The sequence below is a fragment of the Arthrobacter sedimenti genome (genome assembly GCF_042652025.1).
GTDB lineage: Bacteria > Actinomycetota > Actinomycetes > Actinomycetales > Micrococcaceae > Arthrobacter > Arthrobacter sedimenti.
In genome coordinates this window covers 80,514-107,338 of the sequence record NZ_JBHSDQ010000010.1, presented here as the reverse complement: position 1 = coordinate 107,338, position 26,825 = coordinate 80,514, and the positions used below count along the sequence as shown (strand labels likewise).

The 26,825-nt window shown below is 66.2% G+C and carries 23 protein-coding genes, 1 tRNA gene, 1 pseudogene and 1 riboswitch; of the genes and pseudogenes, 12 read left to right on the top strand and 13 right to left on the bottom strand.

Annotated features, from left to right (window positions below; genetic code table 11):
- Both ACFO0G_RS18410 and ACFO0G_RS18405 read left to right on the top strand, forming a co-directional pair.
- Positions 1-236, top strand: a 236-nt coding sequence (locus ACFO0G_RS18410) for an enolase C-terminal domain-like protein (protein ID WP_376979436.1), incomplete at its 5' end; no start/stop codon positions are given.
- 97 nt (positions 237-333) lie between these two features.
- Positions 334-2,589 carry a gluconokinase, GntK/IdnK-type gene (locus ACFO0G_RS18405; RefSeq protein ID WP_376979438.1) on the top strand — a complete coding sequence of 752 codons (2,256 nt, stop codon included), beginning with the start codon at positions 334-336 and terminating at the stop codon, positions 2,587-2,589.
- A gap of 67 nt (positions 2,590-2,656) precedes the next feature.
- Here ACFO0G_RS18405 and ACFO0G_RS18400 read toward each other — a convergent pair whose 3' ends face one another.
- Positions 2,657-3,538, bottom strand: coding sequence for a Rho termination factor N-terminal domain-containing protein (locus ACFO0G_RS18400; RefSeq protein WP_376979434.1), 882 nt, complete (start codon positions 3,536-3,538; stop codon positions 2,657-2,659).
- Between the two features lie 274 nt (positions 3,539-3,812).
- A complete protein-coding gene (locus ACFO0G_RS18395) occupies positions 3,813-4,199 on the bottom strand; it encodes a DUF7793 family protein (protein WP_376979432.1) in 387 nt (128 codons plus the stop codon).
- 138 nt (positions 4,200-4,337) lie between these two features.
- Between ACFO0G_RS18395 and ACFO0G_RS18390 the strand changes: the two genes are divergently transcribed.
- Positions 4,338-4,820, top strand: coding sequence for an SRPBCC family protein (locus ACFO0G_RS18390; RefSeq protein ID WP_376979430.1), 483 nt, complete (start codon positions 4,338-4,340; stop codon positions 4,818-4,820).
- 41 nt (positions 4,821-4,861) lie between these two features.
- Here ACFO0G_RS18390 and ACFO0G_RS18385 read toward each other — a convergent pair whose 3' ends face one another.
- The 4 genes from ACFO0G_RS18385 to ACFO0G_RS18370 all read right to left on the bottom strand — a co-directional run bounded on the left by ACFO0G_RS18385 (position 4,862) and on the right by ACFO0G_RS18370 (position 7,532).
- Entirely contained in the window at positions 4,862-5,719 is an 858-nt protein-coding gene (locus ACFO0G_RS18385; protein ID WP_376979428.1) for an alpha/beta hydrolase, read from the bottom strand.
- A complete protein-coding gene (locus tag ACFO0G_RS18380; protein WP_376979426.1) occupies positions 5,716-6,594 on the bottom strand; it encodes a CPBP family intramembrane glutamic endopeptidase in 879 nt (292 codons plus the stop codon). Before ACFO0G_RS18380 ends, ACFO0G_RS18385 begins: the two co-directional genes overlap by 4 nt.
- A gap of 80 nt (positions 6,595-6,674) precedes the next feature.
- Positions 6,675-7,103, bottom strand: a complete 429-nt coding sequence (locus ACFO0G_RS18375; protein WP_376979424.1) for a hypothetical protein — start codon at positions 7,101-7,103, stop codon at positions 6,675-6,677.
- A gap of 339 nt (positions 7,104-7,442) precedes the next feature.
- A tRNA-Ser gene (locus ACFO0G_RS18370) sits at positions 7,443-7,532 on the bottom strand.
- 175 nt (positions 7,533-7,707) lie between these two features.
- Here ACFO0G_RS18370 and ACFO0G_RS18365 point away from each other — a divergent pair.
- The 4 genes and pseudogenes from ACFO0G_RS18365 to ACFO0G_RS18350 all read left to right on the top strand — a co-directional run bounded on the left by ACFO0G_RS18365 (position 7,708) and on the right by ACFO0G_RS18350 (position 12,098).
- Positions 7,708-9,285 (top strand): annotated as a pseudogene (locus ACFO0G_RS18365) (HNH endonuclease signature motif containing protein).
- A 288-nt stretch (positions 9,286-9,573) separates the two neighbouring features.
- Positions 9,574-10,614, top strand: coding sequence for a zinc-dependent alcohol dehydrogenase (locus ACFO0G_RS18360; RefSeq protein WP_376979422.1), 1,041 nt, complete (start codon positions 9,574-9,576; stop codon positions 10,612-10,614).
- Positions 10,615-10,617: 3 nt separating this feature from the next.
- Positions 10,618-11,013: a 6-pyruvoyl trahydropterin synthase family protein gene (locus tag ACFO0G_RS18355; protein WP_376979420.1), complete on the top strand. Its 396-nt coding sequence runs from the start codon at positions 10,618-10,620 to the stop codon at positions 11,011-11,013.
- 2 nt (positions 11,014-11,015) lie between these two features.
- Positions 11,016-12,098 carry a glycosyltransferase family 4 protein gene (locus ACFO0G_RS18350; protein ID WP_376979418.1) on the top strand — a complete coding sequence of 361 codons (1,083 nt, stop codon included), beginning with the start codon at positions 11,016-11,018 and terminating at the stop codon, positions 12,096-12,098.
- Positions 12,099-12,104: 6 nt separating this feature from the next.
- Here ACFO0G_RS18350 and ACFO0G_RS18345 read toward each other — a convergent pair whose 3' ends face one another.
- Entirely contained in the window at positions 12,105-12,611 is a 507-nt protein-coding gene (locus tag ACFO0G_RS18345) for a nucleoside deaminase (protein WP_376979416.1), read from the bottom strand.
- A gap of 55 nt (positions 12,612-12,666) precedes the next feature.
- Between ACFO0G_RS18345 and ACFO0G_RS18340 the strand changes: the two genes are divergently transcribed.
- From ACFO0G_RS18340 to ACFO0G_RS18330, 3 genes are read left to right on the top strand one after another with little or no spacing between them, the layout of a single operon-like run.
- Positions 12,667-13,491, top strand: coding sequence for a phosphatase PAP2 family protein (locus ACFO0G_RS18340; RefSeq protein ID WP_286401745.1), 825 nt, complete (start codon positions 12,667-12,669; stop codon positions 13,489-13,491).
- Between the two features lie 12 nt (positions 13,492-13,503).
- A complete protein-coding gene (gene upp, locus ACFO0G_RS18335) occupies positions 13,504-14,139 on the top strand; it encodes a uracil phosphoribosyltransferase (RefSeq protein WP_141158139.1) in 636 nt (211 codons plus the stop codon).
- Between the two features lie 44 nt (positions 14,140-14,183).
- Positions 14,184-14,600 (top strand): glyoxalase superfamily protein, encoded by a 417-nt coding sequence (locus ACFO0G_RS18330; protein WP_286401750.1) that lies wholly within the window; start codon positions 14,184-14,186, stop codon positions 14,598-14,600.
- A 183-nt stretch (positions 14,601-14,783) separates the two neighbouring features.
- Here the strand turns inward: ACFO0G_RS18330 and ACFO0G_RS18325 are convergent, their stop codons facing one another.
- From ACFO0G_RS18325 to ACFO0G_RS18300, 6 genes are all read right to left on the bottom strand, one after another.
- Entirely contained in the window at positions 14,784-15,530 is a 747-nt protein-coding gene (locus tag ACFO0G_RS18325) for an aggregation-promoting factor C-terminal-like domain-containing protein (RefSeq protein ID WP_286401752.1), read from the bottom strand.
- A gap of 5 nt (positions 15,531-15,535) precedes the next feature.
- Positions 15,536-15,696: riboswitch (cyclic di-AMP (ydaO/yuaA leader) on the bottom strand.
- Positions 15,697-15,866: 170 nt separating this feature from the next.
- Positions 15,867-17,945 (bottom strand): ArnT family glycosyltransferase, encoded by a 2,079-nt coding sequence (locus ACFO0G_RS18320; protein WP_376979413.1) that lies wholly within the window; start codon positions 17,943-17,945, stop codon positions 15,867-15,869.
- A 6-nt stretch (positions 17,946-17,951) separates the two neighbouring features.
- Entirely contained in the window at positions 17,952-20,087 is a 2,136-nt protein-coding gene (locus ACFO0G_RS18315) for an ArnT family glycosyltransferase (RefSeq protein WP_286401757.1), read from the bottom strand.
- On the bottom strand, positions 20,084-21,502 hold the full coding sequence (locus ACFO0G_RS18310) for a bifunctional glycosyltransferase family 2/GtrA family protein (RefSeq protein ID WP_286401758.1): 1,419 nt from the start codon (positions 21,500-21,502) through the stop codon (positions 20,084-20,086). The genes ACFO0G_RS18315 and ACFO0G_RS18310 overlap by 4 nt, the downstream gene beginning before the upstream one ends.
- 80 nt (positions 21,503-21,582) lie before the next feature.
- Positions 21,583-23,061 carry a sensor histidine kinase gene (locus ACFO0G_RS18305; RefSeq protein ID WP_286401759.1) on the bottom strand — a complete coding sequence of 493 codons (1,479 nt, stop codon included), beginning with the start codon at positions 23,059-23,061 and terminating at the stop codon, positions 21,583-21,585.
- 12 nt (positions 23,062-23,073) lie between these two features.
- Entirely contained in the window at positions 23,074-23,814 is a 741-nt protein-coding gene (locus ACFO0G_RS18300; RefSeq protein WP_142131170.1) for a response regulator transcription factor, read from the bottom strand.
- A gap of 246 nt (positions 23,815-24,060) precedes the next feature.
- Between ACFO0G_RS18300 and ACFO0G_RS18295 the strand changes: the two genes are divergently transcribed.
- Both ACFO0G_RS18295 and ACFO0G_RS18290 read left to right on the top strand, forming a co-directional pair.
- Positions 24,061-25,014 carry a hypothetical protein gene (locus ACFO0G_RS18295; RefSeq protein ID WP_286401760.1) on the top strand — a complete coding sequence of 318 codons (954 nt, stop codon included), beginning with the start codon at positions 24,061-24,063 and terminating at the stop codon, positions 25,012-25,014.
- 577 nt (positions 25,015-25,591) lie between these two features.
- Positions 25,592-26,458: a winged helix-turn-helix domain-containing protein gene (locus ACFO0G_RS18290; RefSeq protein WP_286401761.1), complete on the top strand. Its 867-nt coding sequence runs from the start codon at positions 25,592-25,594 to the stop codon at positions 26,456-26,458.
- The last annotated feature ends 367 nt before the right edge of the window (positions 26,459-26,825 follow it).

The window sequence follows — 26,825 nt, the reverse complement described above, 5'->3', positions numbered from 1 at the left end:
AGCTGCATGTGGGGTTGGCGATCCATAACTACGGGATCCAGGAGTACATGCAGCACTCGGTGAAGACCAACGAGGTCTTCGAGCAGTCCATGACGTTCGTGGACGGGTACCTGCACCCGGGCGACAAGCCCGGGATCGGCGTCGAATTCAACGAGGAAGCCGCCGCGGCCTACCCGTACCAGCAGGCCTACCTGCCCTACAACCGCCTCGTCGACGGCACCGTCCACGACTGGTGAGCGTGGCCACGGCTGGTAACAGAAACCACGACCGGCAAGAAGGACAACTTTGGTGAGCAACAATATTCCCGCCCCTGCTAAACCCCGCGTGGTGGTCATGGGCGTCTCCGGCTGCGGCAAGACGACCGTGGGCGGCCTCGTGGCCCGCGAACTCGGGGTGCCCTTCCTCGACGGCGACTCCCTGCATCCGGTGGAGAACGTTGCCAAGATGGCGGCCGGTCACCCGTTGACCGATGAGGACCGCTGGCCCTGGCTGGCGATCGTGGGACGTGAGCTGGCTGCCGCCGGTGACAGCGGGATGGTCCTGGCCTGTTCGGCGCTGCGGCGAACCTACCGCGACGCGATCCGGGAACAGGCGCCGGACACCATCTTCCTGCATCTGAACGGCAGCAAGGAGGTCCTCGCCCAGCGTGTGGGCGGCAGGGCCGGGCATTTCATGCCGCCCGCGCTGCTGGACTCCCAGCTCGCCACCCTGGAACCGCTGCAGGAGGACGAACGCGGCGTGGTGGTGGACATCGCCGCGCCCGTGCCGGAAGTGGTGGCCGCGGCACTAAAGGGGATTGCCGCCGTCGCACATTCAGCCGAAGGTGCCGCCGGGACCCGGCCGCGGCAGTTCGACGTCGACCTGGCCGCCGCCCCGTTCAATCTCGACGACGACGCGGTCGCCTGGGTGGAGGGCACGATTGGTGCGATGACGCTCGAGGAGAAGATCGGGCAGCTGTTCATCAACCACAACAACGACTACTCACCCGAGTACCTCGACGGGGTGCTGGAGAACTACCACGTGGGCGGCATGCGTTACCGTCCGGGTCCGTCCGCTGCGGTGCAGGAACACATCCGCTACGCGCAGTCCAAGTCCCGGATTCCGTTGCTGGTTGCGTCCAACCCCGAGATGGGCGGGGCCGGCAGCTGCGACGACGGAACGTTCGTATCCACGCATCTGCAGGCGGGCTCGCATCCGGACAAGAACATCGCCCGGCAGATGGGGCAGGTGGCCGGGGTGGAGACGGCGGCCCTGGGCTGCAACTGGGCCTTCGCACCGATCGTGGACATCCACTACAACTGGCGGAACACGGTCATTTCCACGCGCTCCTTCGGCAACACGCCGGAAGTTGTGGTGGAGCGGGCCAAGGAGTACTTCGACGGCATCAGCGAATCACCCACGGCATGCGCCATGAAGCACTTCCCGGGGGACGGTATGGATGAGCGGGACCAGCACGTGGTCACGTCCTACAACACCCTCCCCTACGAGGAGTGGAACCGGACGTACGGACACGTGTACCGGGAGATGATTGCGCATGGCGTGCAGTCCATCATGGCCGGCCACATCGGGGCGCCGGAGGTATCCCGGCATTTCCGGCCCGGGCTGTCCGACTCCGAGGTCCTGCCTGCCACGTTGTCCCCGGAACTCCTGCAGGACCTGCTGCGCGGGGAACTCGGGTTCAACGGCCTGGTGCTCACCGATGCTTCGCAAATGGTTGGGCTGACACAGGCGATGAAGCGCAAGGACCTGGTGCCTGCCACGATCGCTGCCGGCTGCGACATGTTCCTGTTCTTCCGGAACCCCGCCGAGGACTTCCAATACATGATGGACGGCTACAAGTCCGGTCTCATTACCGAGCAGCGGCTGCATGATGCGCTGCGACGGATCCTGGGATTGAAGGCGTCGCTGGGGCTGCACCGGAAATCTGCTGATGAGCTGGTTCCGCCTGCCGAGGCGCTTGCCGTTATTGGGTCTGCTGAGCACCGTGCCGTGGCCGCTGGGATTGCAGACAAGACGGTGACGCTGGTCAAGGACACGGCCGGTAACCTGCCCATCACGCCGGCCACCCACCCCCGCATCCGTTTGTACGGAATCTCCGGCGGGGCAGACTTTACCCGGGCGGATCCACTGGCCTACCTGGACGTGGTGAAGGAGGAACTGGAAGCTGCCGGGTTCCAGGTCCACCTGTTCCGGACGGCAGAGCAGCGCGAGGCGGCGGGGGAGGCCGGCATGAACTTCATGCGGGTGCTGTCCGAGGAAGCCACCGGCGACTACGCGGAGAAGTACGACGCAGCGTTTGTCTTCGCCAACGTGAAAGGTTTCGCGCAGGAGGCAGCCATCCGGATCAAATGGTCTTCTCCCATGGCTGCCGAGATTCCCTGGTACGCCACCGAGGTGCCCACTGTGTTCGTTTCCCTGAACCAGCCGAACCACCTGATCGACGTGCCCATGGTCAGGACCGCCATCCACGCCCATGCGGGAACACGGGAAGCGATCCGGGCCGCAGTGGAAAAGATCCAGGGCAAATCGGAGTTCCAGGGCACGTTCAACGAGAACGTGTTTTGCGGGTCGTTTGATACGCGGCTCTAGGCGCGCATGCAGGAGGCGCCACCGCAACAGCGATGGCGCCTCCTGCATGTGTCAGGCCTGGGTGACCCTACGCGTCTTCACGGTCCGGGTTCTCCAGCCGGAAGAAGGTGGACTGGTTTCCGTCCGTCCGCTCCTCCTGGTAAACGAAGTTCAGCCGCCGGTCGTCGAACGTCTTGAACCATTCCTCCCAGCTGACCTCGCGAAGGTTGGCGTCCCTGTCCTGGAAATCGATGCGCAGGACGCCCAAATGGTCGCCATGCTCGGTGCCCTCCACCGTGGCAGGGACACCGCCGCGTTCTTCGGCCCACTGCCTGATGACTTCATGGTGCGTGGTAGCCAGGCTCCGGCCTTCGCGCTCGGGTTCCTCCTCCGTGGAGGTGATCTCCTGCGAGTACTTCAGTGACTTGGACGAGTCATCGCCGTAACGGATCTTGCCGCCGTCGGGGCCGGCGCCGAGGTCCTCCGCGTCTCCGCCGGCATCCTCACTCCGGTTACCTCCGCCGCCCGCGCCCTCCTGGCGGGCCTTGGCCACCTCTTTGACCAGTTCTTCCTTCCGCATGCCGGAGGCGCCGGGGATGTGGTCTTCCCTGGCCTCCCTGCGGAGTTCATCCACTTTCATGCCGCGCAGCTCGGTTTCGCTCACGTCCGGGGTGTTGGGGGTTTGGTTGCCGGGCTCGTCACGGCCTTCCTTGCCGCTGCCTGACTTGCCGCTGCTGGCCCGTCCGGAGTTGCCTGAGCCGGACCGGGAACCTTCCTTCCGGCCGCCGTCGTGGTCCTCCTGCCGGGCCTTAGCCACAGCCTTTACCAGGTCTTCCTTGTGCATATCCGAGGCCCCGGCAATGTGTTCTTCCCTGGCCTCCTTGCGGAGTTCATCCACCTTCATGCTGCGCAGTTTCGTCTCGCTCACATCGGGCGTGTTCGGCGTCTGGTTGCCGGGCTTGTCACTCATGTCAGGTCCTCCCTTTGCAGAACTCTTTTGCAGAATCGACAAATAATAAGGCTGCTTACTTTCTAGCGTGTGCCGGATGGCGGCGTCAAGCATGGGCACCCGACGTGTCACGCAGGCGCCTGGTTCGCCGGGAGGCCGCGCTCAGGGTCATGGACTTCCTCCTCCGCCCCGGTTGCCTCGTCATGGACCCTGGCATGCTGCTGGGCATCAGGAAGCGCGCCGAGGGGCAATTCCCAGCCTGGAGCCGTCGCCGGCGTCGTGAGCCTGGTGGCGATCAAATTTCCGTTTGCCGCGCTTCGCGCGGAGCGCTTGCCCGGCTGCCCTGTTCGGACAACCATGTCAGGGCCTCGGATTCACTGGTGAAATATGCCGTGGGGGTGAGGGCCCGCTTGGAAAAGGCCGCTACGACTTTACCCATCGCCCCGTCCCCGATGAGGGCCACTGCCGAGAATCCGCGGTACGCATTCATGCCCGCCCTGGCCTGCGGCGTCAACCCGGCAACACCGGCGAGATTAACCAGGAGAGGTAACGCGCGCCCACCACTTAGACCCTCCAGAACCCGGGCTGCACGCACGGCGGTCTGGTACGTGATGTGGACTTCCGGGACCCACTGCAACCGCAGCATGTCCCCGTCGCAAGAGGCAGTAAAGAATTCCTTCATTCCTGTCCTGGTTCTCGTAGGCGGGCTTGTATTCCAGACATTTGACTAATTGAAACCCCATTCTGCCGGACAGGTAGGACAAAAAGTCCAGGGGTAGTGGTCCCTACCGGTGGGGCTGTGTCCGTGGATGCTGGAAAAGTGATCAGAAGGGCCACCACGTTTAACCTTGCCGTCGCGATCCGGAGGCCTCAATCGGCGGTGTTCGCTCTGCTCTCCGATATCCAGGACTTCGAACCGATACCTCGCGACGCCGCCGTCCGAATGGTCAAGGAACCGGCTGGCCCAACCGCGGTGGGCACACGCTGGCACGAATGGGTACGCTTGGCGCCGGGTTGCTGGTTCCACACCGAGAGCGTGGTGTCCGATTTCGACCCGCCGCACCTTCTCGGCATGGACTTTTCCAGCCACTGGCTCAACGGGCACCTCACCTACCAAATTGATACTTTTGGGGGCGGAAGCATCCTGCACCACAGAGAAACCGTCCGGTCCCATTGGCTCCTCCGGTGGCTGCTGCCGGCCATCACCCACAGCATGCGGCCCCGGCTGCTGCAGCGCCTCGCGGAGATCAGGCAAATCCTTGAAAGCGGCTGCGCCGGCGGTTCAACTGCGCACACCTCATAATTTTGGGGAGCGACGTCCATGTGGCGGTGGTCCGCCGGAGATCAGCCCAGCGCCTTTTCCAGCCACTGCACATAGCGCTCCGGTTCCAGCAGCGCCGCCGTGTGACCGGCAGGGCCCATCGAAATCGTCCGAACCCGCCTGCCCAGCAATCTCTGGAGCCGGGGGATGTCGCCGGCGTCCTGGGTGCGGTCGTTCTCCGCCCGCAGCACCACGGCGTCTCCCCTCCACTGCTGAAACCGTTCCGGACGCACCAGCTGCCTCCTGGCCACGTCAGCGGCGACCGAGAAATGCGACACCATATCCGCCCTGGTCAAGTCGTGCCGGACAGTGTGGCGAAGAACCGCTGCCCAGTTGCCATCGGGATCTGACCCGGCCGGGAGGAGTCCGGTTAGGCCGGCAAGTAGCAGGGAAGCCGACCAACGCTTCGGCAGTACCCGCGCCGCCAGGATTGCCACTGCCAGGGCCGGCACCCAGAGCCGGCCGTAGTCTGCCGGGCCGCTGCTGGAGAGCACCAAACGGTTGATCCGGCCGGGATGGGCAGCAAGGAACGCCTGGGCGAGCAAACCGCCGTAGGACTGGCCCACCGCGTCGCACCGCTCAATTCCCTCAGCGCGCAGGATCGCGGAGACGCCGTCGTCGAAATCGGTAAAGCGCTTCACTGGCGCGTAATCCGGCGCCACCACCGCGTGGTTGCGCGCAAGCCGCCCAAGGAAGTCGTACCCCAGCCCAGCCCGGCGCAGGCCGCCGGTTAGCCAGAGCACGGGCGGTCCCTCGCCCAGCCTTGCATAGCGCCATTCCACCTCACCGACCTTGAGTTTCCGGCCGTGGGCAGCGGTGAAACGCCGCGCTGCCGACAGGATTGCTTCCCCTGCCGGCACCGGCGGGAGTTGCGCGGTCACGTCGTCTCCCGCGGGTGGCGGCGTTCGGTGAGAAGGACGACGGCGGCAACCACCCAGAATGCCGCACCCCAGCTGAGGGACGGAACCAGGATGGCGATTCCCGATGCGTTCCCGGAGGCCGCCATGAAGGAGTTAATGAAGGCGCCCGCGGAGAGGGGCGCGTGCATCAGCATGGCCAAGGGGAGGCTCCCCGTCCGGTCGTAGAGCCAAACCATCAGCACCCGATAAGCGGGCAGCCAGCCAAACAGGAACACGGCCACGATGAGGGCGTTGGGTATGGCTCCTGACGGGTCAGTGCTGTTGGCGAACATGGGGTAGTGCCAGGCACCCCACAACACGGCCATGATCAAGGCTGTGGACACCACGCCGTGCCGCCGGCGCAGGCGGGGCAGCGCGAAGCCTGTCCAGCCCAGCTCCTCCAGCATGCCGACTATCAAGCCCACCGCAATCCCGGCCAATACGACGATCACCAGCTCGGCCGCCGTCGAAACGCCGCCGTAGAAACCGGGGAAGACGACGGCGACTGCCACGGCCGTCGAAGCCATGACGAGTGGAGCGGTCAGGAGTGCCAGCGCATACCAGCGGGCGCCCACCCGCCACCGGCGAAGGCGGGCTACCAGCTCCCGAAGGCCCGCCTTTCCGTCCAGGAAGCTCGTGAGGATGATGGATGCGGCGGCGGGTCCGAGGGGGCCAAGGGATAGTGCAACAGCCATCGGGGCCGGCGCGACGCCAATGACCGCTGCCATCAAGCCCCATGAAATGACAAAGGTCAGGGCGTAGTAGGCAGGTACGGGGTGCCGACGGATGAAGTAGGTGAACCCTTTCCCTGCAGCGCCTGGTACCAGCGGCAATCCATGTTGTGGCTGCGCAGTCATTCCAGACCTCCTGCCTGGCCTGCTGATGATCCTTAAACCCCAGCCTTATGGCATGCGGCCAGCGATAACAGGGCCTTTTGTCAGGGGGATTTCCCGGTGCTTGGCGTAGGTGCCCCACCTGTCACGCGTACTCCGCCCACGGCTCCTGTCCAGGGGGTATCGCCGGGCGCCGGCACCACCAGGTGGGCGAAAACGTACCCCTGCTGCAGCTCCATGACCTGCGTGGTTGCTTCGATGCAGTCCAGCGTCAGTTCGACGGGCTGGAAGGGAGCTCCGGGGTGCTCCTGCCCGATGGCGACCTGGGCACTGGAAGCGCCGACGCAGGCCGCTGTGAAGGTGTACTGCCCAGGCGCGGGGACTTCCGCCGTCGTGCCAAACCCCCTGACCGGGCCATCAAGCGGGCCCTCCTCAAAAAGGAGGACCGGCCCCGGTGTTGCCTTCAGGAGCCGGTCCAACTCACGGTAGTTGTGGACCTCGCGCTCCAGGACGAGAGGATCAATGGAAGGCACAGGGGAGCGCGTTTCGCGTGGAGATTCGGTTTGAGGCGTATGCGTTGGCTCGTCGTATTCGTAGGAGCACCCCGCTGTTGCGCCGGCTGGGATCAACAGGGACAAGGCGAAAGCAAGCCCGTGCCACCTGCCCATGGTTCCCACACTTCGAATGGTGCGCAGGTGTGTGGTGCAAAGTAAATACTGGATTAGCGGGTCGACAGCAGCGGGTGCGGGCCGAGGAAAGAGGACGGTCAGGATTCGTGTGCGGGCGGGCCGTGAAGGCCAGGGGGCGGTTCTTGGACGTTAAAGCGAAAGGCCCTGCCTCCCTTGTAACAAGGGCAGCAGGGTCTTTCTACCTGGCGGTGACGGTGGGATTTGAACCCACGTTGGCTTTTACACCAAACAACATTTCGAGTGTTGCACCTTCGGCCGCTCGGACACGTCACCAACCTCAATAGGGTACCGGAGCAAGGCCTGCATCCCCAAAACGGGTGCCTGCGCGCGCGTGAAGCAAGGATCGATTTTGCCTATGCACCTGCCGCACTCACGGCAGTGCCGTCGCGGATTACTGCCTTGAACGGCATCGCAGGTGAATGTCAGACCCTCGCACGATGATTAGTTCATGGGGAAGGCGGCGGTAACCAGGGCTTATGCGGACATCCGGGCTGCCCTTGCTGTGTTGAACGCTGAGGTGGATGGGTGCGGTTCTGAGCCGTTTTCGGTGGCTGATCCGTTGGCTGGGCTGGCTGATGGGTGCCTGGACGTTTTGGCCGGTGCCCGTGAGGTTGAGGCCGGGTTCGCTGGGTTGAAGGCGAAGGCTGCGGTGAAGTACGCGGAGAGCGCCTCTGTTGTTGCCGGGCCTGATGTGCCGGTGCTGGCGCAGGAGATGGCGGTCACGGCGGAGATTGGGTGTGTGCTGGCGTTAGGGCCGCGGGCGGCGTCATCGTTCCTGGCTGCTTCGCACGCCGTTGTTTCTTCGTTGCCGCGAACCCTTGTGGGGCTGCGGGCCGGGACGTTGTCGTGGCAGCATGCGGTGGTGATGGCGGACGAGGCCGCGTGTCTGGATGCTGCGGGGGCGGCGGCGTTGGAAGCGCATTTCCTTGACCCTGACGCCCAGGACCCTGCTCGGGGGTGCCCGGTGGGGCAGATGCCGGCGCACCGGTTTCGGGTCAAGGCCAGGACGTGGCGGGAACGCCACCACGCGGAGAGCATCGAGAAACGCCATGCGAAGGGGCTGGCGGATCGGCGGGTGGAGTTCCGTCCGGACCAGGATGGGATGGCCTGGCTGTCCGCGTGCCTGCCGGCGGCTGAGGCGTTGGCCGGGTGGAACCGGCTCACCGCGATCTCGCGTGGCATGCAGGGGCCGGATGAGTGCCGGACCATGCCGCAGCTGCGGGCCGACAACTTCGCCAGTGCGGTCCTTGGCAGCGGCAGTATCGTCCACGCCGGTGGTCCCTGTGCCACGCCCTTATCCGACGCAGGCAGTGACGTCGAGGCCGTCCACCGGGGCGGCGCTGGTGCCGTCCACGGTCCAGATGCCGGTGGACGTTACGGTGCCGGGCAGTAGCCCTGGTCTTCGCCGATCCATGCGCAGGTCCTGGTCACGGTCCCGGTGTACTCGCTGATGGGGTTGACCGATGAGCCGGCCGTGCTGGACGGGTACGGGCCCGTCCCGCCGTCGATGGCGCGGGAGCTGGTGGCGCAGGGGGCAACATCGTTTTACCGGGTGTTGGTGGATCCCCGGGACGGGGCACCGTTGGAGATTGGGCGGACGAGTTACCGGGTGACCGGGGCGATGCGGGCTTGGCTGCGGATGCGGGACGGTAAGTGCCCGTTCCCGGGCTGCAGCAACAACTCCCTGGACAACGACGCCGACCACATCCTCGCCTGGGCCAACGGCGGCCCCACCGGGATCAGCAACCTGGGGCAGCCCTGCCCCAAACACCACAAACTCCGCCACACCACCGGGTGGAAACCCACCCCGGCCACCAAGAACGAACCACCCGGCTGGACCTCACCCACCGGCCGGCAGTACCCAAGCGAACACCAGGACTGGGAACCACCGAAGTGGCCCAGGCAGCTGGTGCCGCAACTGAAGCCGTTGAAAAGGGCAATCGCAGGCTGCGCGGACTTGGTGGGCGTTGGCTTCTCCTTGGGTGAGGCATGCCTTGACGGCATCCTCCACCCGCCCTCTGCCTAGCAGCTTGCTTTGTGCAGGGGAACCTTGCCACCCGGATCGCATTCCAAACGGTCGCCTTGCGATGGAACTGCGTCGCTAGGCCGCGCGACGGACCCCATGCCTTTTCCACCGAGCGCGTTCCACCGACCGCGATGTTTGTCCGGACTGTCCCAAGACCGGGGCCACGAAACCGTGCCTTTCGTCTAAACGCGATGCTGTCCGCAGTGTTCCAGGAGGCCGCAATGAAAACCCGACACCCGCCGTCGGACTTTCCCCCTCGCCGTGCGTCCGGATAGATTCGTCAGCAAGATGACGAATTCAGAAACCCCCATCCACGCAACCGCATACTGGACCACTGCTAAGGAGCACGGCGAGCTCAGGGCGGAAGAAATGGCCGCCCCCGGACCAGGTGAAGCGCTGGTCCGTGCCCTGTATTCGGGCATCAGCAAGGGCACGGAAATGGTGGTCCACGCCGGGGCCGTTCCGCCGCGGGTGGCAGAGGAAATGCGCGCCCCGCACCAGGAAGGCGAGTTCCCTGCGCCAGTGAAATTCGGCTACCTGTCCGTCGGAGTAGTGGAGGAGGGGCCCGAAGGGTGGAAGGGCCAGCGCGTTTTCTGCCTGAACCCGCACCAGGACCGCTACGTGCTTCCCGTGGAATCCCTGACCAGGATCCCTGACGAGGTCCCCTCACGTAGGGCGGTCCTTACCGGCACAGTCGAAACGGCCGTAAATGCCCTGTGGGAAGCCGGGCCGCGGCTGGGCGACCGGGTCGCGGTGGTTGGCGCCGGCCTGGTGGGCGGCATGGTGGCCACGCTACTGCGCACCTTCCCGCTGCAGCGCCTGCAGCTAGTGGACCTTGACCCGGGCCGGAAGCAGTTGGCGGACTCACTGGGCGTCGAGTTCGCGCAGCCGGATGACGCCCTGGCCGACTGTGACATCGTGTTCCACTGCTCGGCGTCCCAGGAAGGCCTGGAACGCAGCTTGCAGCTTGTCGGCGATGAAGGCGACGTCATCGAGATGTCCTGGTACGCCAACCGGGAGGTCACCGTACCCCTGGGTGAGGACTTCCATGCGAGGCGCCTGTCCATCCGGGCCAGCCAGGTGGGCATGGTGGCGCGCGCCCGCCGCCACCGCCGCACCAACGCGGACCGCCTGGACCTTGCCGTATCGCTGCTCAGGGACCCCATTTTCGACGCGTTCCTGACCGGATCATCCCGCTTCGAGGACCTGCCGGACGTGGTTCAGAACCTGGCCGACGGCAGCCTGCAGGCCCTGTGCCACGTGGTCGAATACCCCGGCAGCAGTCCCGCACCCAGTCCAGCCACAGACAACAACGAAAACTTGAGGTAACCCATGTTCAGCCTGACCGTCCGCCGCCACTTCATGATCGCCCACAGCCTTCCCCGTGAGGCGTTCGGGCCTGCCCAGGGCCTGCATGGGGCCACCTTCGTCGCGGAGGTGACCTTCCGCCGTCGTGCGCTCAACGCCGACGCGATCGTCCTGGACATCGGTGCCGCCGGGACCATCATCGAGGAAGTGCTGGCGGGGCTGAACTACCAGAACCTGGACGAGCACCCCGACTTCGAAGGCAAGCTCACCACCACGGAAGCACTCGCCGAATACATCACTCAGCAGGTCGCCGCCAGGATCAAAGACAGCAACGACGGCCGCGAACTGGCGGGCGTCGACGTCACGCTGCGCGAGAATCCGGACGCCTGGGCCACCTATTCCCTGGACCTCACCGCCTAACCGTGCGCCCCATCCGGCTGCTGGTCCCCGGCAACATCCGCCACAGCTCAGGTGGAAACGTCTACAACGCACGCCTGGTTGCTGGACTGGAAGAGCTGGGTGCCGAAGTGGATGTCATCAGCGTCGATGGCAGCTGGCCGGATGCCAGTGCCGACGAACGACGCCGTCTGGGCATCTTCCTCGGGACACGGGAACCTGACGAGGGTCCCGGGCAGGCCGTACTCATCGTGGATGGGCTGGTAGCGGTAGGGGCCCCGGACGAACTGGAGTACGCCGCAAAGGCGGGGCGGCAAATATGGGTCCTGGTGCATATGCCTGTGCTGGAAAGTTCCGGGCCTGCAGCCCTGGAAGACGAAGCCAACGCCTTGCGTGCAGCAACCGGGGTCATCTGCACCAGCACTTCTGCGGCGTCAGTACTGACAAAGCGGGGACTTCCTCAGGCCCAAGTGGTCCTGCCCGGAGTCGACCCCGCGCCCCGCGCCGCCGGTTCCGCCCCTCCCCACCTGGCGGTCGTCGCCGCCCTGCTGCCCAACAAGGACCAGGTGCTGACCGTCGAAGCGCTGGCCCGGATCCAGGACCTTGAGTGGACTGCGTCGTTCGTGGGGTCGGACCAGGCGGACCCGGGCTACGCGCGGGAGGTTCGGGCTGCCATCGCTGCCAATGGGCTGCAGGAGCGGGTGCGGCTTGAGGGCGAACTGACGGGGGAAGCGCTCGAAGTCGAATGGGCCCGCACCAACCTGACCTTGCTGGTTTCCCGGACCGAAGCGTTCGGAATGGCAGTCACCGAGTCCCTGGCCCACGGGATCCCGGTACTTGTTCGCGAGGGGACGGGGGCAGTGGAAGCGCTTGGCACGGCCGGGCAGGCAGCGGACGACGGCGGCCCCCGCCTTCCGGGGGCAACGCTGCCACTTCCAGCAGGGGGAAATGAGAGTCCCGATCGTCTGGCAGGCTCCCTGCGCCAATGGCTGACGGACCAACAAGTCCGGGAAAGCTGGCGGAAAACAGCGCTGGACGCGAGGAGCAGGCTGCCGGACTGGAGCATCACCGCCCGAAAGATGCTGGGCATCATGGCGGGGACTGAATAAAACGGGTTAGAGGCTGCTCCGGTGCCCTGCGAAAAACTCTCGCAGCAACTGTGCGCACTCTTCCTCGCGGACCCCGGGGTAGACCTCAACCCAGTGGTTGAGCCGGCGTTCGCGGAGGATGTCGAACACCGATCCCGCGGCCCCGGCCTTCTCGTCCCACGCCCCGAACACCACCCTGGGGATCCGGGCCAGCACGATGGCGCCAGCACACATGGCGCAGGGCTCCAGCGTGACCACCAGCGTGCAGTCGGACAACCGCCAGCCGTGGTCGCTGCCGCCGTCGAGCCGGGCCCGTTCCTGCAATCGTCCGGCCGCCTCCCTGATCGCCACCACCTCGGCGTGGGCCGTGGGGTCGCCCAATGCCTCCCGTTGGTTCCGGCCGCTACCCAGCACCTCGCCGTCGGGCCCTATCACCACGGCCCCGATCGGCACGTCCTCCGTTGCGAGGGCCCGCCGGGCCTCAGCCAGGGCAAGGCCCATCCAGGCGTTGTGTTTCTTTTCCGGCAACAGCATGGCTCAATGATAGTTTCGAGAGATACTAAGCTTGCGTACTTTCCAGGGAGGCATGATGAGCAGAGTCCACGAGCGCATGGACAGATGGTTCAAGCCTTATGCCGCCCTCTGGCTGACCCTGATCATCGGCGGAACGGTGGTTGTCATCATGGCGCTCGCGGGCGCCGAGGTCTATGACGACGTGGTGGGCAAGGACGGGCTCGCGAACCTCGATGTCCCGGCCCTCCACTACGCGGAGTCGCTGCGAAACCCGGGCCTCGATGCCTTTGTCACCGGGTTCACCAACATCGGCGGTGGCGTCGGCATGCCCATCCTCGCCAGCATCCTTACCGCGTGGCTGACGTTCGTAACCCGGACCTGGCGGCCGCTCCTCCTGGTGGGCGGCGCGGCAACCGTCTCCATCCTGGCCACTACGTTCGGCAAGAAGCTCGTGGGCAGGACCCGCCCCGACCACGCCGATGCGGTGCCGCCTTACGAGGATTCGCCGTCGTTCCCCAGCGGCCATACCCTCAACACCACGGTGGTCATCAGTGTCCTCCTGTATGTCCTGTGCCTGCAGTTCCACCAGCTCTGGGTGAGGGTCACGGCCATCACGGCCGGCGTGATCTTCATCATCGCCATGGGGCTGAGCAGGGTTTTCCTGGGCCACCACTGGCTGACCGACGTCATGGCCGGCTGGACGCTGGGGCTGGCCTGGGTGGCCGTCGTGATCCTGGCGCATCGGTTGTTCCACCTGTTGAGGCGCAAGCAGCATGCGGGCCCGGCGCCCACGTTCGACCGTCCCGTGGTGCGCGATGTCGTCCTGGAATCCGTGCACGACGGCGGCGACGCCGGCAAGGAGGGCGCGTCCGGAAGCCGAGGCAAGGACACCGCCGGGTGATAGTTTTGGGGGATGCGCACTCTCGTTGTTGACCACCCCCTGGTCGCCCACAAGCTCACCGTCCTGCGGGACAAGAACACGCCGTCGCCGGTTTTCCGCCAGCTGACGGAAGAGCTGGTGACTTTGCTGGCGTATGAAGCCACGCGGGAGGTCCGCACCGAGCCCGTGACCATCGAGACTCCCGTCAGCACCACTATTGGCACCGCATTCACCAAGCCCACGCCGCTGGTGGTTCCCATCCTGCGTGCCGGCCTGGGAATGCTGGAGGGCATGACCAAGCTGGTGCCCACCGCCGAGGTGGGCTTCCTGGGCATGGCCCGGGACGAGGAAACGCTGGACATCATCACCTACGCCGAGCGCCTCCCGGAGGACCTGACAGGCCGCCAGGTCTTCGTGCTGGACCCCATGCTCGCCACCGGCGGCACGCTGCGCGAGGCCATCAAGTTCCTGTTCAAGCGGGGCGCGTCGGACGTCACCTGCATCTGCCTGCTGGCGGCCCCGGAGGGCCTTGCCAAGCTGGAGGAGGAACTGGGCGACGCAAACGTGCACATCGTCCTGGCCTCCATCGACGAGAAGCTCAACGAGAAGTCCTACATCGTTCCCGGCCTGGGCGACGCCGGCGACCGGCTCTACGGCATCGCAGGGTAGTTTTCACCCTTTCTGGATGCTGGTCCCGCCGCTAGCCTGTGCGGATGGACTGGAAACTGGAACTTGTCTTTGTCCCTGTATCCGACGTTGACCGCGCCAAGGACTTCTACGTCAACAAGGTGGGCTTCAACGCGGACTACGACGAGCGGCCGTCGGACGACATCCGTTTTGTACAGCTGACCCCGCCCGGCTCTGCCTGCTCCATCTGCATGGGCGAGGGGCTTTTGGACGCCCCTCCCGGCACGGGGACCACTCTCCAAATGGTGGTCGACGATATCCAAAAAGCGCACGACCAGCTGAAGAACAACGGTGTGGACGTCAGTGATGTCGAGGTGCTCCCATGGGGCCACTTCGTCTACTTTGCGGATCCGGACGGCAACAAGTGGGCCGTCCAGTACATACCGTGGCGGAACGCTGGGCAGGACAGCAGCGCGCAGGACGCTGGGCAAGGCAACAGTTAAAAGCAAACCGCGGGCCGCATCGTGATGATGCGGCCCGCGGTTTGTGCTGGAATTTCGCAGCTTTGCCCCGTCGCCAAGGCGTACGACGGCGGATGGCCGGCGACACGCCGTCGAACGCCCCCAAAGGTGGGGAGATTCAGCGGAAGAGTTCCCTTTGAGCCCCCGGCGCCAGGGGAGTGGTGCCTAGTACCAGTTGTGGGCGAGGTGGAAGTTCAGTGCGCCGCAGGGGGACTGGTAGCTCTTCTTGATGTAATCGAGGCCCCAGTTGATCTGGGTGCGGTAGTTGGTCAGGTAATCCGCGCCGGAGCTGGCCATCTTCTCCGCGGGCAGGGACTGGACGATGCCGTATGCCCCGCTGCTGGGATTGGTGGCCGTGGTGGTCCAGTCCGACTCCTTGGTCCACAGTGTCTGCAGGCACTGCATCTGGTCAGGTCCCCAGCCAAAGGTTGCCAACTGGCCGGCGGCGTAGGCCTGGGCGCCGGCGGGATCATTAACCGCGACGGCGGGTGCCGGCTCAGGTGCAGGAGCAGGCTCGGGTGCCGGAGCCGGTGCAGGGGCTGGTGCAGGAGCCGGGGCTTCTGCTGCGGGGGCTGCCGGTGCCGGCGCGGGGGCTGGTTCCGCTGCCTGCGGCGCAACGCTTATTGCCGCCGGAACGGACGCTGCCGGGTTGGAACGGATTTCGCTCTTCTCGATGCTCATTTGGGCGTCGGCCGCTGCCGTGGAAGAGTTTGAATCGGTGGATGACACCGGAGTCATGTTGCTGGTCGCCTGACCTGCCGCGCCTACCCCCACCAGCACCGCGCAGGATGCTGCGAGGATCCCGGCTCGCGTACCGAAGCTGGTCTTCTTTGCGGGCTTTGTAGCTGCTTGCTGCTCTGCCCGGTGTTTAGCCTTGGCATGCAGGCATGGTTCTGCCGTGTTTTTGGACATGATTGATCGCCTCTCACACCTGCGGAGTTAGCTGTCGGGTTCGGATGAGGGCATCCGGCCGCACGGAAAAATCACGTACTGGCTTAACCCCAAGGGCGTACATTGCCCGGGACGGTGGGTCCCCCGCCTCTGCCGTTGCTCAATCGGGATCCGGGGAAGCGGCAGAGCTTGGCGTCAACCCGGGATATGCGGCCCGAACGGGAGCCGCACCCAATCGACGGTACAGGAAAAGCATTCCAATGTCACATTTGGGTAACGGATGTCACGATCTTTGGCGCGCCGCTTTGCGGTCTGCGTCCGGTTGAGTCGTTACTTTCGGTACACCATGCCGTGTTGTTACCTTGCCAAGATGTAGAGGGTAGTGCCGCCGATGCTTTGCGGAGTGAAGTTTTCCGAAACCCACTGCGCGATCCGGGCCGAGGCATCCGAACCGGAGGCGGATCGCATGGTTCCGCCGCTGATGAAGTAGTGGATCCTTCCCTGCCTCACGAGGTCCTGGAATTGGGCCAGGGTGGGGGAGGGGTCGGTGCCGTTGAAGCCGCCCACCGCCATCACGGGCAGTTCCGTTGCCAATTGGTACCCGGCGGCATTGTTGGAGCCCACCACCGCTGCTGCCCAGGTGTAACCGGATGCGCCGTCTTTGAGCGCGGCCACGAGATCCGCTGATGGGGTGGGTGCGCCGAGGAGCCCGCCCATGCCGCCCGCAAATCCAGCACCGCCTTGGGTTGTCCCGCCGGTCCCGCCGCGGTTGGCCTGCTGCTGGAAGCCTTGTCCCGTGGAGTTCTGCCCGGCGAAGCCTTGTCCTGTAACTCGGCCGGAGTTGTTCCGGCCGGCCGCACTGAAGCCTCCCGGCCCGCGTCCGCCGGCGCCAAAGCCGGAGGCTGGCCCTGCACTCACGATTGCCCCGCTGTGTGCCGTCGCCGCGGTGGTGATGGAGTAGGCCAGCGGCCCGGCGAGCGACGCGGCAATGGCGAGGGCCGCCGTCGTCCGCTGCATGGAACGCAGGCGCAGGAACCTGTTGAGCCCGAGTCCTGCCGCGGCGGCCACACCTCCGGCGAGCACCAGCCAGCGCAGCCATGGGCCGTAAGCGGACGTGGTTCCCAGCAGATGGAAGGCCATAAGAGCTGCCGTGGCCACCGCTGCGGCCAGGAAGATGCCGGCAGCGGCCTGCCGGCGGTGCTGCCACAGCAGAACGGAGCCCAAGCCGGCCAGCGCGGCGATACCCGGCGCCAGTGCAACCGCGTAGTACGGGTGGATGATGCCGGCCATGAAGCTGAAGACGAGGCCCGTCACCAGGACCCACGAGCCCCAGACGATGACGGAAGCGCGGACGGCATCGGTGCGTGGCGCCCGTCGCCCAACCCACACCAGTCCCACCGCAAGGATGAGGGCGGACGGCAGCAGCCATGCAATTTGGCCGCCAAACTCGCTGTTGAACATCCTGAGTAGGCCGGGAACACCCCAGCCGTTGCCGCCGCCCACGCTGCCCGTTTCGTCGCCCGTCAACCGGCCCAACCCGTTGTAACCCAGGGTCAGCTCCAGGATGGAGTTGTTTTGCGACCCGCCAATGTAAGGCCGCATGTCCGCCGGAGTCAGCCCCACGGCCAGCAGCCACCATCCGGCGGAAATTACCATCGCTGCCGCTGCCGCTGCCAGCCGGAGCAGCCGCCGCCGCATCCTGCCCGGCCCCGCAACCATGTAGGCCAGGGCGAACCCGGGAAGCACCAGCAGGACCTGCAGTTGCTTGGCCAGGAACCCGAAGCCCAGGAACGCCCCGGCCAGCAGGAGCCAGCGCAGCCGGTCCTCCTGGACTGCACGCAGGACCGCGTATCCGGCGGCCGTCATGAGCAGCACCAGCAGGGCGTCCGGGTTGTTGAACCGGAACATCAGTGTGGCCACCGGGGTGAGGGCCAGGACTGCCGCCGCCAGCAGGCCTGCGCGGTGCGCGAGCCGGACGTCACCGGTGGCCGGTGCTGCGGCCCGCCGCACTGCCACGTAGAGCAGCCAGGCAGCGCCAACCCCCATCAGCGCCTGGGGAACCAGGATGCTCCAGGAGCTCAGGCCGAAGATCCGGACCGAGAGCCCCATGATCCACAGGGAAGCCGGCGGCTTGTCCACCGTGATGGCATTCGCGGCGTCGGAGGATCCGAAGAACCAGGCTGCCCAGTCCTGGGATCCGGCCTGGGCTGCGGCTGAATAGAACGCGTTGGCCCAGCCGGATGCTCCAAGGTTCCACAGGTAAAGCACGGCCGTACCGGCCAGCACAGTTGCCAGTTCCAGCCGCCGGCGGAAGGCCGCCCGGTCCAGGCGGGCGAACCCCGCGCGGTCCCTGAGGGCGAACCCGGCCCGGCGCGCCGGCGGCTTCCTCCGGGAGTGGGCTGCGGTGGTTACAGGCATGGTGTGCTGGCTGGCCATGGCGTCCTACTTGGTGAGCTGGTAAACGGTTGAGCTGCCCACGGTCTGGGCCTGGAAGTTGGCCTGGACCCAGGCGGCCACCTCGGAGTTGCCGCCCCGGCCACCCATGCGTCCTCCGCCCATGCCACCGGCGCCACCCTCGATGAAGTAGCCGATCTGGCCCTTGGCCACCATGTCCTGGAACTCGGCGAGTGTTGGGTATGGGTCACCGCCGTTCCAGCCGCCCAAGGCAATGACGTTGGTGTTCGTGGCGAGTTCCAGGCTTGCCGCCTGGCTGGCACCGGAGACGATGGCCGACCACTTGGTGGTGGTGCCGGTCAACAAGGCAGTCACCGCGGCGTCGGCAGTTCCTTCACCGGGACCACCCGCACCGCCTGCCCGGCCTGGGCCGTCCGTGCCGCCGTCGGGTGCGCCGCCGAAGCCATTCGTGGGGTCGAGTCCGTTGGTTCCGGTGGCAGAGTCCGTGGTGGAGTTCCTGCCGTCAGTCCGGTCGCCGCGGAATCCCGCGGCCCGGTTGCCGGAAGCGCCCGCCGAAGACCCCGCGGGCCCCGACGTCGGAATGGAGCCTGAGTGCGCGGAAGCAGCAGTGGCCAGGGTCCAGGCACCCGCTCCAAGCCCGCCGGCCAGGAGGGATACGACGACGACGGCGGCAGCCCCCGCGCGCCGGAACCGTCCGGCAGTACCCACGGCGTCGAGGCGGAGCAGGATTGCCGCGGCGGCAAGGACACCGAAGATGATGATCACCACGCGGAGCCAGGGGAGCCAGGATGCGTCCCGGCCCAGGAGGATGGAGGACCATACGGAGGTGCCCAGGACGGTCGCCGCCAGGACAATGCGCGCGGGCCAGTACGCCCGGCCGCGCCAGAGTCCTACTGCACCGATGCCCACCAGGGCCGCGATTGCCGGTGCCAGTGCCACTGAGTAGTAGGGGTGGACGATGCCGCTCATGAAGCTGAAGACACCCGCGGTGACCAGGAGCCATCCACCCCACAGGATCAGCGATGCACGGCTTGGGGAAGTGCGGACTTCACGCCTGGTGAACCACAGGCCCGCCACCAGCAGGATCAGGGCCGCAGGCAGCAGCCATGACACTTCGCCCGCGAAGCTCGTCCCAAACATCCGCAGCAGGCCGGCAGCCCCGCCGAACCCGGAATTGCCACCGCCGAAGCCGCCGGCGGGGCCTCCGGCCGCATCCGCAGCACCTCCGGCTCCACCGCCGGGCATGCCTTCCCCCGAACCGGTGATTCTGGCCAGGCCGTTGTAGCCGAAGGTCAGTTCCAGGAAGCTGTTGGTGGTGGAACCGGCCATGTACGGGCGTTCCGAAGCGGGGGTCAGTTGGAAGAGCGCAACGTAGCTGCCTGCCACCACAATGATTCCGCCCAGGGCGCCCAGCAGGTGGGCCATGCGGCGCCCGATCGAGGTGGGCGCAGCCCACAGGTAGGCCAGTCCCAGCGCCGGGACGATCAGGAAACCCTGGAGCATCTTGGTGAGGAACGCCAGGCCGATCACGGCTCCGGCCGCCACCAGCCATTTCCAGCCAGCCCGCTCGATGGCGCGGGTGGTGAAGTACGCCGCCAGCACCAGGCACAGCGTGAGCATTGCGTCCGGATTATTGAACTTGAACATGAGCGCCGCCACCGGCGTCAACGCCAGGGCGCCGCCGGCCAACAGGCCCGCCGCCGGCCCCGAGACCCGTTTGACGGCCAGATAGAGGAACCCGACGGCGGCCACACCCATGAGTGCTTCCGGCACCAGCATGCTCAGCGGTGAGAAGCCGAAGATCCGGCCTGCGAGAGCGGGGATCCAGAGTGCCGCGGGCGGCTTGTCGACCGTGATGGCGTTGCCGGCATCGAGCGACCCGAAGAGGAAAGCGGTCCAGTCCTTGGTGCCGGCCTGGATGGCCGCGGCGTAGAAGGAATTGCCGTAGCCGGTTGCTGCCAGGTTCCACAGGTACAGGACCGCAGTTGCCACCAGGAGCCCCGCCGCGGAGGGCCGCACCCAGCGTGCCTGGTTACCGAAGGCGTAGTGGGTCCAGCGGGGTGCGGGATTGGCTGTTCCGGCAGGACCTGCGGCGGGGCCGGCGTGCGGATGCTGGGGTCCGGCGGCGGAGGTGGCTCCTGCCGGGGAAATGGTGGAGGTCATGATGCTGCCGTTTCTGTGGAAGTGGTTGCCGTGATGTTTTCAGCAGTGGAGTCGGAACTGGTGGTGCCGGCGCCGGCCGGTACCGGGGGCGTCGTCCGGTCCCGGAAGACCCACAGGCGGAACAGCAGGAACCGGACTGCCGTGGCCGCAAGGTTCGCCGCCACCACGGTGAGGACTTCCGCCCACCGGTCGGGCGTCGTCGTGCGGTGCACCAGGGCGAGCGCTCCGGAGGTGAGCACCAGGCCGATGCCGAAAACTATCAGCCCCTCGAAGTGGTGCCGGACCGGATTGCCGCCCTGGATGCCGAACGTGAAGCGCCTGTTGGCTCCGGTGTTGGCTACCGCGGTGATCAGCAGCGCCAGGAAGTTTGCCAGCTGCGGGTCCATGAAGCCGCGGCAGAACAGGAAGATCAGCAGGTAGGCAAGGGTTGAGGCGGCCCCGATGGCGGCGAACCGGACCAGCTGCCCGAACAGGCTGCTGCCGCGGGTCTGTTCGTCCGCCCGCGACGACGCCGGCAGCGGACCCCGCGCCAGGGCGGCGCGCAGCTCGGGTACCGGGATGCGGCCGTAGACCAGGTCCCGGGTAAGCCGGGCCATGCCCCGGACGTCCGCCAGCGCCGTCCGGAGCACGTCCACACTTGAATCCGGGTCGTCAATCCAGTCGACGGGAACTTCATGGACCCGCAGTCCGCAGCGCTCGGCAAGGACCAGGAGCTCGGTGTCGAAGAACCAGGAATTGTCCACGGTGTAGGGGAGGATCTGCTGGGCGACGTCGGCGCGGATGGCCTTGAATCCGCACTGGGCGTCGCTGAACCGGGCACCCATGAAGGAGTGGAGCATCAGGTTGTAGCTGCGCGAGATGAACTCCCGCTTGGGGCCGCGGACCACGCGGGAGTTGCGGGTGAGGCGGGTGCCGATGGCCAGGTCCGAGTGCCCCGAGATCAGGGGTGCCAGCAGAGGGGGCAGGGCGGCAAGGTCGGTGGACAGGTCTACGTCCATGTACGCCAGGACGGGCGACGGCGACGCCAGCCATACCTTGCGCAGCGCATTCCCGCGGCCCTTCTCGTCGAGGTGGACCACCGCAAGCTCGGGGAACTCACGGGCCAGCCGTTCGGCGATTTTCAGGGTCCCGTCCGTGCTGGCGTTGTCCGCCACCGTGATCCGGAAGCTGTGCGGGAAGGAATCGCGCAGGTGGTTGTGGAGCCTGCGGAGGCATTCCTCAAGATCGCGTTCCTCGTTGAAGACGGGAATGGTGACATCGAGGACGGGGACCGCGGTCCGGGTATCGACCGGCGCGCGGCGTACGCCGCGCCCGCGGGAAGGGAGGCCAGCGGATGGAAGGCCGGCAGAAGGAACGTCCGGCGGCGCCACCGCGGCGTCCTGCAGGGTTCCTGAAGTGGAGTCGGTGAGCGTCATGAATCAAGAGTGGCGCCGCCGGATTTGTGGGCTTTAGGCACAACCTGTGACGTGCCTGTGTAAGTATTGCTGCCCTGGTTTTATGCCTTGGCCGGCCCCGCGGCGGGGAGGCGCACGGCGAACTCGGTCCTGCCGGGCCGCGAGACCAGTTCCACGGTGCCGCCATGCGCGGCCACGATGGACTCAACAATGGACAGCCCCAGCCCTGATGACCCTTCCGAGCCGGAGCGGGCGGTGTCGGCCCGGGTGAAGCGGCTGAAAATGCTGCCCTGGAACTCGGCCGGGATACCCGGACCGTCGTCGGTAACCGTGACCACCACGCTCCCGTCTGCGGAGCGCATCACGCCGGTGGTTACCGTGGTGCCCGCCGGCGTGTGCTTCCGGGCGTTGGAGAGCAGGTTGGCCAGCACCTGGTGCAGCTGCGTGGTGTCCCCGCGGACCGTGACAGGTTCGTCGGGCAACTTCAGCTGCCAGGTGTGGTCCGGGGCCATGACCTTTTCGTCGCTGACGGTTTCGATGACCAGCTGGGTCAGGTCCACATCCGTGGTCTCGGTTGCCTTGCCCTCGTCCAGGCGGGCCAGCAGCAGCAGGTCCTCCACCAGCGCAGTCATCCGCTCCGACTGGCTCTGGACGCGGCCCAGCGACTTTTGTCCGTCCTCGGTAAGGTGCTCGGTCATGCGCATTAGCTCGGTGTACCCGCGAATGGCGGTCAGCGGAGTTCGAAGTTCATGGGAGGCGTCGGCAACGAACTGGCGCACCTTCATTTCGCTGCGTTGCCGGGCTTCCAGCGCGCTGGAGACGTTGTCCAGCATCAGGTTCAGGGCGTGGCCCACACTTCCTACCTCCGTGGTGGGGTGCGCTGCGGAGGGCGGCACGCGCACGGCGAGCGCCACCTCACCGGCATCCAGGGGCAGCTTGGAAACCTTGGTGGCAACGTCCGACAGCTGTTCCAGTGGCCGCATGGTCCTACGGATCATGGCAGTGCCGGCCAACCCGATCAGGACCAGGCCGCCCAGCGAGACCAGCACCATGGTCAGCACCAGTGAGGCCTCGGTGCTTTGCTTCATCGACAGCGGCAGTCCCGTGATCACCACGTCGCCGTACGCGGTCTGGGTGGCCAGCACCCGGTAGTCGCCGTTGGACAGCTCGCGGTCCACCGGCAGGCCATCGTGGGGGAGTGCCTGCAGGGTGGCAACATCAGAGGAGGTCAAGGATGTCCGCGTGAAGTCGGAGGAAAGGAAGCCAGCCTCCCTGCTTACCTGCCCGTTCACCACCCTGGCATTCAGCGTTCCCACACTCTGCCCGCGCGCGTCGAGGGGATCGGGGCGGCCGGACGGGTTGCCTTCGGGCGGCCGGCCGCGGGACGCCAGCTTCAGCTGCGCATCCAGTTGATTGGTGAGGACCACGTCCATCGAGGCATAGCTGACCACGCCGATCGCGCCGGAGATGGCCACCAGGAGCGCCATGGAGAGCAGGATCAGGCGGGTGCGGAGGTGCCAGGTGGAGGGGTTGAACCAGGACCGGCCGGCAGGCCGGGGGACACCGGAAAGCGATGACATGCTTTTCCTTGGCTAGTCTGCGGGTTTGATGACATAGCCCGCCCCGCGCACGGTGTGGATCATCGGCGGATGGTTGGCTTCGATCTTCTTGCGCAGGTAGGAAATGTACAGTTCCACGATGTTCGCCTGGCCGCCGAAGTCGTAGTCCCACACGTGGTCCAGGATCTGGGCTTTGCTGACCACGCGCTTGGGGTTCTCCATCAGGTAGCGGAGCAACTCGAACTGGGTTGCCGTCAGCTGGATCTCCTCTCCGGCGCGGGTGACTTCCCGGGTGTCCACGTTGAGCACCAGGTCGCCCACCACCAGTTCGGCGGTGTCCATGGCGGCCACCCCGGAGCGCTGCACCAGGCGGTGCAGGCGCAGCAGCACTTCCTCCATGCTGAATGGCTTGGTGACGTAGTCGTCCCCGCCGGCGGCCAGCCCCACGATGCGGTCCTGGACGGCGTCCTTTGCCGTCAGGAAGAGCGCAGGCACCTCCGGGGCAAAGGCGCGGATCCTGCCCAGCAGCTCCACGCCGTCGAACCCGGGGAGCATGACATCAAGCACCAGGACGTCCGGGTGGAAGTCCTTGGCCAGTTTGACTGCGGTGGGCCCATCCCCGGCCACGGCCACCGACCACCCGGCCATGCGCAGCCCCATGCTCATGAGCTCGGACAGGCTGGGCTCGTCATCCACCACCAGGGCACGGATGGGGGAGCCGTCGGGGTGGGTGAGCTGCGGAAGGTTGTTGGTCATGGGGTGCGGGGATGCCATGGGACAACCCTCCGATCTGCCGGTTTGCCGATGCTTTGCCGTTGCTGTGTTCCAGCTGTGAGCTCCAGCCTAGCCAGCGGGGACGCCCAGCACACGGAGCCCGGGCTTAGTCCGGACCGGGGCTGTCCCGCCAGGTCACAGGCAGCCTTGGCCTGCGGCACAGGCGCCGCACAGCAAACCGGCAGAACCTGATCGAACAACAGGACAGCAGCATCACCACCATCAAATCAATTCTTGGAGAAAGCCATGGATCAGCAGGACAACCGAGCCGTCCCCGACGCGTCAGCACAGAAGGGGCAGCCGGCACCCGTGTGGGGCGGCGCCCCGGCCGACCACGCCAACGACGCCCCGGACCACGCCACGTACGAGCCGATTCCGCAACAGCCTGCACAGGGCTGGGGCGCGCCCGTACCCGGTTCGCCTTCCGCAGGATGGGGCACGACGCCGGCAGCCGGCCAGGAGCCCCGCCCCGGCACAGGGTGGGGCGCGGCGCAGCCGTACGCACCAGGCGCTACGCCGCGGACCGGGAAAGGAAGCTGGACTGCAAAGAAGGGTTTGCTGGTGGGTGGAGTGGCGGTGGTAGTTGCCGCAGCAGCCGGTGCCGGCGCCTACGCCGCCGGAAACGGCTCCACTGCTGCTTCAGCCAACAACGGCTTGGGCGCAGGTGCCAACGGCCAGTTCGGTCCCGGCGGGCAAGGCGGCATGAACGGGCAAAGCGGTATGAACGGGCAAGGCGGCATGGCGGGCCCGGGTAGCCAAACCGGCACAGACGGTGGCGGGACAGGGCGCGACATGGACGGCGGCATGGGGCTGGACGGCGGTCCCGGTGGTCTGGGGATGGGCGGAGCAGGCCTCAATGCAGCCGTCCACTCTGAATATGTGGTCCTGCGGGACTCCAGTTACGTGACCATGGCAGGACAAACCGGCACCGTGACGGAGATTTCGGGAACCTCCCTGACCGTCAAGAGCGAGGACGGTTTTTCCCGCACCTACGCCGTGGGCAGCGATGTCCAGGTGACACAGGGTATGCGGCAGCGCGGCGGTTCCACCGGCAGCACGCTCAGCCTGTCAAGCGTGACCACCGGAGCGACTGTCCGCATTACGGCGCTGAAGAATTCGGACACCTACACCGCGCAGACCATCCAGCTTGCAGCGGCCGGCACTGCAACAACTCCCAACCCGGGAACCAGCAGCAACTAAGGGCCGGGACAACGAGCACCGCCGTCACTTCCCACTCATCCTGCCTCCGGCCGGAGGATTTTCAGCAGAAAAATATGCCGGGGGCAGGACGGTGGCTGGACACGGGCTAACCGGCGGTAGGCGATTCCACGTCAAACGGTTGAATTTCGATGCTGTTCGGCGTTGCCGCAAACAGGCGAATAATATTTCGGGAACGGGCCAAAATAGGTGGTCCCACCGGATAAGAGTCGAAATATAAGCCCGCTGCCGAACTAGTGACATCGACCACAATTCCGGGATTTGTCTCACAATGCGGACCCTTCGGTCCATTGTTACTTGCAAGTTGGCATTGTTACGCTGCACACTTCCAATGTGAACAAGAACTCAACAGCACCTGCAGCCGCAGAATATTGGCCCAGCACATCCGCTGCTGCCGACATGCGCTGTTGTCGAATGCACGCCTGACCTTCCCACCCACCGAAGTTCTTAGGCATTCGCCCCCAAGCCCAGCGTCGGGCGCCCCTCCCCGCTCTGTGCAATCGGGGAAGTCAGCATTCGAGCCGCGAAGACGGCCATTTCACATTGAGGTAAGCATTCCATGTCAGTAGCATCCGGATACGTCCACATCTCTGTCCGTAACGCCGCCAAGGCAGGCCAGTCTTCGGGCCTCCGTCCCGGTTTCGGCCCGCGGCAGGCGCTCGCTCCCTCCACCTCCGGAAGCAGCTTTCCCGGCCAGGGTTTCGCCCCGCAGGGATACAACCCCAACTCCTACGGCCAGCTCCGCGCCGTGCACCCCACTGAGCCCGCTCCCGTTACTGCCCCTACCCCTGTAGTGCCCGGCGCAAACTCTGTCCGCCCGGTAGCCAACGAAAACGTGGCCCGCGGCTTCGTCCTCTACATGGGCATCGACGAGGAAACCGCAGCCGCAGCCGGCACCTCCATCGCCAAGCTCGCCCAGGAAATCCGCGCTTACGCCCAGTCGCTGGTCTCCGGCGCCGAGAGCTACGCCGCCGTGGCAGTAGCCCCCGCAGGCACCCCAGGTTCCGCGCTCGACGTCGTCCGCTCCACCTTCGGCGACCCCACCGTCAACTCCCGCCAGCGCACCGAGGCCCCACGCCCTGCCCAGCAGCAGGAACCGCGCCCGTCCGGCGTCCTCATCGACCTTGCCCGCCGCGAAGTCCACCTCGACGGCGAATCCCTCAACCTCACCTTCAAGGAGTTCGAACTCCTCAACTACCTCGTGGAAAACGGCACCCGCACCGTGGGCCGCGACGAACTCCTCGAAGGACTGTGGCGCAACGCCGAAGAAGTGCCCAACGAGCGCACCATCGACGTCCACATCCGCCGTCTCCGCTCCAAGCTGGGCCGGCTCGCCAACACCGTCCGCACCGTCCGCGGCCAGGGTTACCGGTTCTACGAGCACCCGGAAGTTGTTGTCTGGGCCGCTCCGGAGTACTCGATCTAAGTCTCTTGCGCACGAAGGCGACCTGTTCCCGTGGAACTGGTCGCCTTCGCTCTCGCGAGGCATCCTTCGGCGCCTGCGCTCGTTCCTCCCCACCGCCACCCTCGCCTCGCAAGCTCGGCCAGGGAACCCTGGCGGCGTGGGCCCAACGCAACAACGGCGCTGTCGGGACATGCCGCCTTTCGGCGTTAGGACAGCCCTCTCCAAGCACTGTGCCTTCCCGCCTGCTTGGCCTCGCGTCACTGTGGGCATGCTTTGGGAACCTTGTCTGTGGCTGCGCCCTGATTTCGCGGGCCTTGTCTCGTTGCCTGCTCATGAAAGCGTGCTCTGCGTGACGCCCGTGTCTGCTGTTCCCTCCTGTCCTTTGCTG